Origin of the sequence: Streptomyces sp. NPDC017940, from assembly GCF_044328435.1 — a bacterium.
GTDB lineage: Bacteria > Actinomycetota > Actinomycetes > Streptomycetales > Streptomycetaceae > Streptomyces.
On sequence record NZ_JBIRHJ010000002.1, the window covers coordinates 467,458 to 479,129 of the forward strand.

Consider the following 11,672-nt stretch of genomic DNA (forward strand, 5'->3'; position numbering starts at 1 on the left):
GAGTCGGCGCGCGTCGAACGGTTCCAGAGGGCCACAGTCCACAGCGCGCTTGCAGCTCATGGCCGCGATGGGCGTGCCCGACGCCGCCGACCTGGGCCCGCATCTCGTGCGGCGCCGCGAGGACAACGGCAGGTTCCGGTCCTACGTACGCCGAGCTGTACGACTGGCTCTCCCCCGGCGAGCTCACCGCCGGGCCGCCCGAGAGCTGGGCCGCCGACCGGCACACGGCGGTCCCGGACAGCTTCACCCCCTGACGACGCCCGCTCACCCCTTGGGGCGAGTCCTCGGCAGCCTCGTCGCTCCCGCGGCGGCGAGCAGGCAGAAGCCGAGGACCCACCAGAAGGTGTCGCCGAACGCCGCGGAGATGTCGGGGCCCCGGGCCGCGAGCCGGTTCTCCAGGACCACGGCTAGGGCGGCCGTGCCGACCGAGCCGCCCACCGTGTTGAGCAGGTTGAGCGCTCCCGCCGCCCGCGGGAGCTGTTCGGGCTCGATGCGGCTGTAGACGATGTTCATCACGGGCGCGCCGATCATCGCCATCCCGATCCCGCGGACCACGAGCGCCACGATGATCACCGCGTCCGGCGGTTCGTGGCCGAGCAGGGTGAACGGGACCGTCCCGGCGACGATCAGGGCGATGCCCGTGACGACCAGGGTCCGCGGCGCGACCTTGTCGATGGTGCGGTTGACCAGGACGGACCCGGCCGCCGCGCCGATGCCCTGCGGGGCGAGCAGCAGCCCGGCCTCCCACGCGGAGAGGCCGCGGCCCGTCTGGAAGTACAGCGGCAGCAGGAACGTCGTACCGAACACCGACGCGCCGAGGACGAGCAGCGCGAGGGCCGCCGCGCCGAACGGCGGCCGGGCGAACAGCCGGGGGTCGACCAGCGGCGTGGCGCGGGTGCGCAGCCCGTGCACGGCGAAGCCCGCCAGCATCGCGAGGCCCGCCGTCACGCCGAGCGCCGCGGGCAGGTCGCGGCCGTGGGCCACCTCGGTCAGCCCGTACACGAGGACGGCGAGGCCGGGCGAGAGCAGCACGGCGCCCCGCAGGTCGAACGCCGTGCGCCGGGGCGCTGGGGGCACCGCGGGAACGTGGCGGCGGGCGAGGACGGCCGCGACCACGCCGATCGGCAGGTTGACGAGGAACAGCCACGGCCAGGACGCCGCGCTGAGGATGGCGCCGCCGACGAGCGGGCCGAACACCGGTGACAGCAGCGGGACGACGGCGACGACGCTGATCACGCGGCCGGTGCGGTTGCGGCCCGCGATGCGGGCGAGCAGCGCCTGCCCGGTCGCGGGCAGCAGCCCGCCGCCGAGCCCCTGGACGACCCGGAACACGATCAGGCTGGTCGCCGACCAGGCAAGCGCGCACAGCACCGAGCCGAGCAGGAAGACGCCGATGGCGGCGAGCCAGGTGCGTCGGCCGCCGAAGCGGTCGGCGAGCCAGCCGGACGCGGGGACGGCCGCGACGACGGCCAGGAGGTAGGCGGTGCTGACCCACTGGATGTCGGCGACCGACGCGTCGAACTCCTCGGTGAGGCGGTCGATGCCGACGCTGACGATGGTGGCGTCCAGCGTGGCCATGAAGGTGCCGAGGACCAGGATGAACGCGATGCGCAGCAGGCGGCCGTCGACCCGGTCGGCGGGCGGCGAGGCCTCCGTCGCCCCGCCGCCCGAAGTGCTGGTCATCGGCCCTCCAGGAGGTCGCGGACGTCGCGGTCGAGGTGCTCGTCCAGGGTGCGGAGGACGTCGAGGAGTTCGTCGGCGAGTCCGTCGGCGCGCACCCCGGCGCGGTGGGCTAGCACGCCGGTCCAGCCGTCGCCGTCCGGCATGACCGTCAGGGTCACCGGGTGGTGCGTGGACTCGCGGAAGCGGGTGCCGACGACCGTGAGCCCGGGGGCGGGCTCGCGGAGCCGGTCGGGGTCGACCGGGTAGTTCTCGAAGACCACCATGCTGTCGAAGAGCCTGCGCCGCCCGGTCAGCCGCTCCAGGTCGGTCAGGGCGACGTGGTGGTGCTCGACCAGTGCGCGCTGCCCGGCCTGGAGCCCGGCGAGCGTCTCGGCGAGGGTGCCCGCGAGCCGAGCGCGGACCGGGACGGTGTTGGCGAGCAGGCCGACGATCTCCTCGACGCCCGCGAGCTCCGGGGGACGGCAGGCGACCATGGCGCCGAAGCAGACGTCCGTACGGCCGGAGCGCCGTGCGAGCAGCACCGACCAGGCGCCCTGCACCAGCGTGTTGCGGGTGAGGCCGCGGCGCGCGGCGAGGCGGGTGAGGGCGTCGACGAGTTCCGCGTCGAAGGTGATGAGGGTGGGTTCCTGCCAGGCGGGGCCCGGTTCGCCCTCGCTCAGGTAGTCGCCCTCGGGCAGCCCGGCCAGTTCGGCGGTCCACAGGCCGAGGTCGGGTTCGTGGTCGGCGCGCCAGCGCAGGTAGTCGCCGAACGGCACGGGGGCGGGCAGGTCGGGGGCGACACCGCGGGTGCGGGCCGTGTAGAGGTCGAACAGTTCGGTGAGGATGCGCGGGGCGGACCAGCCGTCGGAGAGGACGTGGTGGCTGGTCATGACGAGGTGGGACCGGTCGGCGCCGTCGCGGATCACGGTCAGGCGCAGGAGCGGGCCCTCGGCGAGGTCGAACGGTTCGGCGAGGTCGGCGGCGAGCGCCTCGTCGGCGGGTCCCTCGACGACGCGGAAGTCCGGCCGCGGCGACGTGGGGAGCACCGCGAGGTCGGCGGGGAAGACCGCGCCGAGGTTCGGGTGGCGTCCCATCAGGTCGGCGCCCGCCGCGCGCAGGGCGTCGACGTCGAGCGGCCCTTCGAGGGTGAAGGTCGACTGGACGGTGTACGGGTCGGGGTGTTCGGTGCGCGAGTGCCGGAGCATCACTTCCTGGAGCGGGGTCAGCGGCTGGATCTCGGCGCCGGTCCCGCCGCCGTCGAGTGCGCTGATCTCCGGTGCGGCGGCGAGTCCGAGGAGGGCGGTGCGCAGGCACTCGGCGAGCTCCTCCGCCTCCGCGGCGGTGAACAGGGCGGCGGGCCGGGTGAGGCGGACCCCGAGCGCGTCGTCGCGCACGAGGGCGTTGACCATCAGGCTGTGCGGCAGGGGCAGGGCGTCGGTGCCGCCGGAGCCGAGCGGGTCGGCGTCCGGGGACGGCTGCCAGGGCGTCTCGTCGGTGGGGGCGCCGGGGAACTGGCCGAGGTAGTTCCAGGCGATCTCCGGCGTGACCGGGTCGAGGAGACCCGCGGAGGTGAGGATGCCGTGGCCGAGCCCGTCGCCCTGGGCGCGCAGCCGCTCCTTGACCGTCTGTACGTCGTCGTCCGCGTCGAGGCGCACGGGGTGGACGGCGGTGAACCAGCCGACGGTCTGGGAGAGGTCGACGTGCCGCGGGCGTCCGTGGCTCTCCAGCGCGACGAGGACCCGCGGGGTGCCGCGCCAGGCCCGTACGGCACGGGCGAGCGCCGTGAGCAGCACGGCGTCCGGTGTGGTGCGGTGGGCGGCGGGCAGGGTCGTGATCAGCGCGCGGGTCGCGTCGGTGTCGAGGTGGATCTCGTGGTGGCGTGCGGTGGCGACGGTGTCTCTGGTGGGGTCGAGCGGCGCGGTGAGGGCGGGAGTGGCGGTCATCCGCTGCCAGTGCGGGAGTTCGGCTCGGCGGTCGGCGTCGCGCAGACCCTGTGCCCAGCCGAGGAAGGACTGCCCGTGCCGGGTCAACTCCCCGCCTGTGTAGGCGTGTTGGACGTCGTCGAGGAGGATGCGCCAGGAGACGCCGTCGGCGACCAGGTGGTGGGCGACGAGGACGAGCCTGCCGGGCCTGTCGGGTCCGGCGTCCACCCACAGGGCCCGCAGCAGTGGTCCTGTGCGCGGGTCCATCGCGTCCCGGATGTCGGCGACGCAGGCGTCGATGAGGGTGCGCAGGTCGCCGTCGGCAGCGCGGACGACGGTGAGGATGTCGGCGCCGGTGACCGCGCCGGCCCGCGGGATGTGCAGCACGTCCGCGCCGAGGCGGGCGCGCAGCACGTCGTGCCGGGCGAGCAGCGCGTCGAGCACGGCCTGCCACTCCCCCGCGTCGCCACCGGCCGGGACGCAGATCTCCACCCACTGGCAGAAGCCGTCGGCGGCGGTTCCGGCGCGGCGCAGCAGGTCGCGCATGATCGGGGTGAGCGGTGCGTCGCCGGTGGCGGGTGCGTCGCCGTCGTCGAGGGTGCGGGCGCGGGCGGCGATGCCGGCGACCGTCGCTCCCTCGAAGACGTCCCGTGCGGTCAGGCCGAGGCCCTTGCGCCGGGCGCGGGAGACGACTTGCAGTGACACGATGCTGTCGCCGCCGATGGCGAAGAAGTCGTCGTCGGGTCCGACGGCGTCGGTGCCGAGGACGTCCCGGAAGACGCCGAGGAGTACCGCTTCGGCTTCGGTGGCGGGGTCGCGGCGTGCGGCGGTCACGGTCTCGGGGGCGGGCAGCGCGGTCGGGTCGAGCTTGCCGCTGGGGCTCAGCGGCAGCCGGTCGATGGGTACGAGCACGGTCGGGACCATGTGGTCGGGCAGCTCCGCGGCGAGGAACTCCCGTACGCGGGCGGTGTCCAGGTCGGCGCCGTCGGTCGGGATGACGTAGCCGACGAGGCGTCCTTCGCGCACGATGACGGCGCAGGCGCGGATGTCGGGGTGCGCGGTGAGCGTGGACTCTATCTCGCCGAGTTCGACGCGGAAGCCGCGGACCTTGACCTGGTGGTCGACGCGGCCGAGGAACACCAACTGCCCGTCGGGGCGCCACCGCACCAGGTCGCCGGTGCGGTACATGCGCTCGCCGGGCGGCCCGAACGGGTCGGCGACGAACCGCTCGGAGGTGAGTCCTGGACGCCCCAGGTAGCCGCGGGCCAGGCTGGGCCCCGCGAGGTACAGCTCACCGGTCACGCCGACGCCGACCGGCTGGAGGCCGCCGTCGAGGACGTACGCCCGAACGTTGGGGTCGGGCAGGCCGATGGGCAGCGGCCCCTCGTCGTCCGGGTCGTAGTGCCAGGTCACGGAGTTGATGGTGACCTCGGTCGGGCCGTAGGCGTTGAAGAGCGCCCGCCGTCCCTGCCCCCAGCGCCGCGCCAGTTCGGGGTCGAGGCGCTCGGCGCCGACGACGAAGAACACGTCGGGGTCGACCGTGCGGTCGTCGGGCATCGCGGCGAGGAACGACGGCAGCAGGTTCACGCCCGTCACCCGGTGCTCGACGATGTAGTCGAGCAGTTCGTCGCCGGGGACGCGCACCTCCTCCGGGGCGATGACGGACGTGCCGCCGGAGAGGAGCGGCACCATCGTCTGCCAGAACGCGACGTCGAAGCTGGTCGACGCGAAGTGCAGGTACCGGTCGTGCTCGGTGACGCCGACGACCTCCTCCTGCAACGCGATCAGGTCGGGCACGCCCCGGTGGGTCACGCCGACGCCCTTGGGGCGCCCGGTGGTTCCGGAGGTGTAGATGACGTACGCGAGGGCGTCCTCGGTGAGCCGGGCGCGGGCGTCGGCCGGGTCGGTGTCCGGCGCGGCGGCGAGCGTGGCGGGGTCGTCGAGGCGCAGGACGGGGATGTCGCGGTCGACGGGCAGTGCGGCGCCGGTCGACACGACGGCGGCCGGGGCGATGTCGTCGAACATGTACGCGAGCCGCTCGCGGGGGTAGCTCGCGTCCATCGGCACGTACACCGCACCGGCCTTCGCCACGCCGAACAGTGCCACGGTCATCTCGATGTCGCGGCCGAGCAGCACGGCGACCGGGTCCTGCGGGCGGACGCCGCGGGCGATCAGCGCGTGGGCGAGGCGGTTGGCCTCGCGGTCGAGTTCGCTGTAGCTGAGACTGCGGTCGCGGCAGACGAGGGCCTCGGCGTCGGGCTTGCGGCGTACCTGGGCGGCGAACTCCTCCAGCCAGTGGCCGCGGGCCTTGGCGGGGACGATCTCGGTGCCGGTGCGCAGGATCCGCTCGCGCTCGTCGGCGTCGAGGGTGGGCAGCCGCAGGGCGGGGCGTGCCGGGTCGGCGACGATCTCGCGCAGGAGGTGGTGCAGCCAGCGGCCGTAGTCGCGGACGGTGCCCGCGTCGAAGGCGCGCGGCTGGTAGCCGAGGCCGATGGTGATCTCGTCGTCGGGGATGACGATGACGGTCAGGGCATAGTGCGTGGCGTCGGTGATGTCGACGCCCGTCAGGTCGAGTCCGGGGGCGAGCGGGGCGCGCTTCCTGCTGGACAGCGGGAAGTTCTCCATCACCAGCATGGTGTCGAAGAGTTCACCGACGCCGACCGCCCGCTGGATGCCGGGCAGGCCGACGTGGTGGTGCTCGGCGAGCGCGACGCTCTCCGCGTGCACGTGCGCCATGAGGTCGCTCGCGGTCTGGTCCTGGGTGTGCCGCACGCGCACCGGGATGGTGGTGCCGAGCTGGCCGATCATCGACTCCACGCCCGGGACCTCGGCGGGGCGGCCCGACACGGGGCAGCCGAAGACGACGTCGCGGCGCCCGGTGAGCTTGCCGAGGAGCAGGCCCCACGCCGTCTGGAGGACGGTGGTGAGGGTGATGCCCTGTTCGCGGGCGAAGGCGCGCAGCCGGTCGCTGAACTCGCGGTCGAGGGTGACGCATTCGCGTCCGGGCCGCTCGACGGCGGTCCCGGTGCTGGCGGGGGCGAGGCGGGTCGCGTCGTCGACGCCGCCGAGCGCGTCCCGCCAGGCGCCGAGCGACGCCTGGTGGTCGCGGTCCGCGAGCCACCGGAAGTACTCGGAGAGCGGCGGGGCGACGGGGGCGGCGGGGCCGCCGGTCAGCTCGGCGTAGAGGGCGAGCAGGGTGCGGCCGACGATCGGCATGGACCAACCGTCGAGCAGCGCGTGGTGGTTGGTGATGACGAGCTTGTGCTCGTCGGGGCCGACGCGGGACAGCAGGAAGCGGACGAGCGGCGGGCGTGCCGGGTCGAAGGGGCGCTCCAGGTCCTCGCGGGCGGCCTCGGGGAACCGGTCGTCCTCGCGCCAGTCGAGGTGGACGTCGGCAGGGACGACCTGGACCACGTCATCGCCCACCGTGCCCAGGTACACGCGCAGCGCGGGGTGGCGGCGCAGGAGTTCGCGTGCGGCCTCGGCCATCACCTCGGGTCGTACCTCGCCGACGAGCGTCGTCACGGCCTGCACGACGTACACGTCGGCTTCGTGGTCGTCGCGGACGAGGGTGTGGAAGGAGAGCCCGACCTGGAGCAGGGTGGCGGGCAGGACGTCGGCGACGCGGCCGGTGCGTTCGAGGGCGTCGATGGTGGGCTGGTCGAGGTCGACCAGCGGCAGGTCCGACGGGGTGAGTCCGCCGGAGGTGTGGCGCGCGTGCTCGGCGAGCGCGTCGAGGGCGGCCGTCCAGGCGCTTTGCAGGTCCGCGACCGCTTCGGCGCCGAGGACCGCGGACGCGGCCGTCCACTCGACGGCGAGCCGGGGGGCGCCCTCCTCGTGGACGAAGCAGTTGAGGGCGAGGACCTGTTCGAGTGCTTTGGCGTCGGGCTCGATGACGGAGAACGCGTCGTGTTCGGGCAGCCGCCAGCCGGTGCCGGGCAGCGAGCCGAAGCGGCCCAGGTAGTTCAGCAGGACGTCGGGCGGGCCGACGGCGCCCAGTTCGGCGCCCGCCTCCGGGTCGAGGTGGCGCAGGACGCCGTAGCCGATCCCGGCGTCGGGGACGCCGCGCCGGGCCTCCTTGGCCGCGCGCAGCGCCTGCCCCACGCCGTCGGCCAGGGGGACGCGGACCGGGTACTCGCTGGTGAACCAGCCGACCGTGCGCGACAGGTCGAGGTGTTCGCGGCCGTGGCCTTCCATGGTGACGGTCACCGCGTCGTCGTCGACCGGTCCCCACGCGCGCAGGGCGAGCACCAGTGCGGCGAGCAGCACTTCGTCGACCCCGGCGCGGTAGGCCGCGGGCAGCGTGGTGAGCAGCGCCTCGGTGACCTCGGGCGAGGCGACGGTGACGGTCCGGCGGGCCGTCGCGACGGTGTCCCGCTTCTGGTCGAGGGGGCGGGCGCCGACGCGGGACGCGGAGCCGAGGGCGGCGCGCCAGTGGTCGAGTTCGGGGCGGCGCGCGCCGGACGCGCCCTGCTCGGCCAGGAGCGTGGCGTGGCGGCGCCACGACGTGCCGGCGGGTTCGAGTGCGGCGCCCGTGCAGGCGGTGTGCAGGTCGGGCAGCAGGATGCGCCAGGACACTCCGTCCATGGCGAGGTGGTGGACGACGACGACGAGCCGGTCCGGCGTGTCGTCGCCCGTACGGAGCAGCGCGGTCCGCACCAGGTCGCCCGTGCGCGGATCGAGTCGCGCGGCGAGGCGTTCGGCGAGCGCGGTGACGTCGTCCTCGCCGTGGACCTCGTCGACGACGGCGCGCACCGCGCCGCGGGGCAGCACGTCGAGTCCGTCGTCCACGCGCAGCCGCAGGGCGTCGTGGTGGTCGAGGACCGCCTGGACGCCCGCGACGAGGTCGCCGTGGGCGAGGTGGTCGTCGACGTACAGGGCGGTCCACTGGGCGTACCCGGCGACGGTGTCGACGTCCGGGTGCGGGTCGAGGAGGCCGCGCACGATGGGCGGCGCGGGCACGGGCCCGGTCGGCTCGTCCGCCGGGCCTGCGACGTCCTGAACGAGGGTGGCGGAGGCGGCGAGCGCGGCGAAGCTGCGGCGGGCCAGGAGGTCCCGCGGCCGCAGTTCGAGGCCCTTCGCGCGCAGGCGGCTGCTGAGGGAGATCGCGGTGATGCTGTCACCGCCGAGGGAGAAGAAGTCGTCGTCGACTCCGACGCGTTCGACCTCGAAGACGTCGGCGAGTACGGCGCACAGGAGCCGTTCCCGCTCGGTGCTCGGCTCGCGGCCGCCGCCGGAGGCCGCAGGGGCGGGCAGGGTGGCCCGGTCGAGCTTGCCGTTGGGGGTGACGGGCAGTTCGTCGAGGACCACGACGGCCGCGGGCACCATGTGCTCGGGCAGCCGCGCGGCGAGTTCGGCGCGGACCGCCTCGCCGGTGACGGTGGTGGACACGACGTACCCGACGAGGCGGGAGGAGCGGACGGTGGCGGCGGCCGCGGTGACGCCGGGCACGGCGCCGAGCGCGGCCTCGACCTCGCCGGTCTCCACGCGGTGGCCGCGGATCTTGACCTGTCCGTCGCCGCGGCCCAGGTAGGTGAGGCCGCGGCCCGGTATCCAGCGGGCGAGGTCGCCGGTGCGGTACATGCGCGCGCCGGGCGGGCCGAAGGGGTCGGCGACGAACCGGTCGGCGGTCGCGCCGGGTCGGCCCAGGTAGCCGCGGGCCAGGTGCGGGCCCGCCAGGTACAGCTCGCCGGTGCGGCCGTGCGAGACGGGTTGCAGCGCGCCGTCCAGGACGTAGACGCGGGTGCCGGCGAGGGGGTGGCCGATGGTCGGCTCGCCGCCGTCGATGCGGGCGGTGGTGGCGTCGACGGTGGCCTCGGTCGGGCCGTACATGTTGCGCGCGGTGATGCCGGAGTCGGCGACGCGCCGCCACAGCGCGGGCGGGGTGGCCTCGCCGCCGAGGACGAGGAGCGTGGGTCTGCGGTCGAGGAGGCCGCCGTCGATCAGCGGCGCGGCCATGGACGGCGTGGTGTCGACGATGTCGATGGCGTCGCGGGCGTACGCGGCGAGCAGGGCGTCGGCGTCGCGGGCGGTCTCGGTGTCGTACACGTGCAGGCGGTGCCCGCACAGCAGCCAGATCAGGTGGTCGAACGCGGAGTCGAAGGCGAACGAGTAGGTGTGGGAGACGTGCAGTTGCCTGCCCGCGGCGCCCTCGGCCTCGGCGACGACGGTCGAGCGCTGGTGGTGCAGGAGCGCGGCGAGGCCGCCGGTCCGGCCGAGCACGCCCTTGGGGCGGCCGGTCGATCCGGAGGTGTGGATGACGTAGGCGAGGTGTTCGGGGTGGCGGGGCGCTGCCAGTTCGTCGACGGTCAGCGGGGCGCCGGACAGGGTGGCGGCCTCGTCGAGCAGCGTGCTCCAGGGCACTCCGTCGATGTCGTCGGCGGCGGTGAGCACCAGCGCGGGGCGGGTGTCGTCGATGAGGCCGCGCAGCCGCTCGGTGGGGTACGCGGTGTCCAGGGGCAGGAAGGCGGCGCCCGCGTCGAGTACGGCGAGGAGGGCGACGACCGAGTCGGCGGAGCGGGGCAGCGCGAGCGCCACGACGTCGTCGGTGCCGATGCCCCGGGCGCGCAGGGCGCGGGCGACCCGGTGGACGCGGTCGGCCAGTCCGGCCGCGGTCCACCGGTCGTCGCCGCACACCAGGGCGGTGCGCCCGGGGTCGGCCGCGACCATCGCGTCGAACGCGGCCGGGATGTCGGCGGGCACGCCGGGCAGGGCGGGCGGGCACCAGGCCGCGAGGAGGCGCTCGGTGTCCTGCGGGCTTCCGGCGAGCGGGATCCGGCCGACGGGCCGGCCGTCGATCAGCCCGGCGAGCAGGGCGCGCAGGCCGGAGAGGAGCCCGTCCACGGAGGCCTGGTCCTGGGACCTGGCATCGACCTCGAAGCCGAGCAGCAGCCCCCCGTCGCGGGCCGGCAGGACGCTCAGGCCCATGTCCTCGGGCGGGCCGCCCGCGACGTTGCGCAGCACGCCATTGGCGCCGGCGAAGTCGAGGGCGAGGTCGAAGGCCTTGAGGTTGATGCCGCGGCCGTGCAGGAGCGCGCCCGCGCCGGGCACGCCGAGGTCGCGGGGCAGGTCCTCGCCGCGGTAGCGCTGGTGGTCGCGCATCTCCTTCATGGCGGCGGCGACGCGGCGGCTCAACGCGCCGAGCGCGTCGCCGGGTTGCACGGTGACGCGCAGCGGCAGCACGTTGACGGCCATGGCGGGCGTGCGCAGCTCGACCGAGCCGGTGCGGCACATGAGCGGCAGGGCGAAGACGACGTCGGTGCGGCCCAGCATGCGGTGCAGGAACGCGGCGTAGCAGGCGATGAGCGCTTCGCCCCAGGTGACGCCCTCGGCGTCGGCGAACGCGCGGAGCGCGGCGGTCTCCTCGGGGGTGAGGGCGGCGCGTGCGGTCAGCGTGCTGTCGGGCGCGCCGCCGGCGGCTTCGGCGTGCTCGCCGAGTTCGGGGAGCGGCGTGAACCGCTCGACCCAGTACGCGCGGTCCTCGGTGAAGCGGTCGCTCGCGCGGTAGGCGCGGTCGGCCTCGACGAGGGCGGCGAACCCGCCGAACGTCGACGTGCGGGGCTCGGTGCCGTCGACGAGGGCGGTGTAGCGGGCGGCGGTGCGGCGGGCGAGCATCGCGGCGGTGTAGCCGTCGAAGATCAGGTGGTGGCCGAGCTGGGTGTACCAGACCTCGCGGTCGGAGAGCCGGATGACGGTCCGCGCGTACAGCGGCCGGTCCACCATGCCCCGGCAGGCGGCGCCCGTCCGGGCCCGTTCGGCGTCGACGAGGGCGTGGGCGGCGGCCACCGGGTCGGGGTCGCCGCTGACGTCGATCACCTCGGGCGCGGCGACGGGGTCCTGCGAGACCGTCTGGCGCGGCCCTTCCGGGGTGTCGTACACGCGCAGCCGCAGCGTCTCGGCTTCCTCGGTGGTGGCCCGGACGGCCTCGACGAGCGCGGCGACGTCGACGGGTTCGCCGCCGGATATCTCGACGACGTCGCCGACCACGTAGTACGGCGAGTCCGGTTCCAGGCGCTGCGCGTTCCAGATGCCCAGCTGGGCGCCGGTCAGGGGGAGCAGGCCGTCCGAGGAGACGCTTGCGGTGCTCAA

2 protein-coding genes are annotated in these 11,672 nt (G+C 75.0%); both read right to left on the reverse strand.

Features of this window, described 5'->3' with window-relative positions; all coding sequences use genetic code 11:
• Positions 1-264: 264 nt before the first annotated feature.
• Positions 265-1,683 (reverse strand): MDR family MFS transporter, encoded by a 1,419-nt coding sequence (locus tag ACH4DX_RS07685; protein ID WP_398154406.1) that lies wholly within the window; start codon positions 1,681-1,683, stop codon positions 265-267.
• A complete protein-coding gene (locus ACH4DX_RS07690; RefSeq protein ID WP_398154407.1) occupies positions 1,680-11,672 on the reverse strand; it encodes an amino acid adenylation domain-containing protein in 9,993 nt (3,330 codons plus the stop codon). Before ACH4DX_RS07690 ends, ACH4DX_RS07685 begins: the two co-directional genes overlap by 4 nt.

Excerpts from the sequence above, each read along its gene's own strand:
- ACH4DX_RS07685 (WP_398154406.1), bottom strand. The coding sequence starts at position 1,683 with ATGACCAGCACTTCGGGCGGCGGGGCGACGGAGGCCTCGCCGCCCGCC.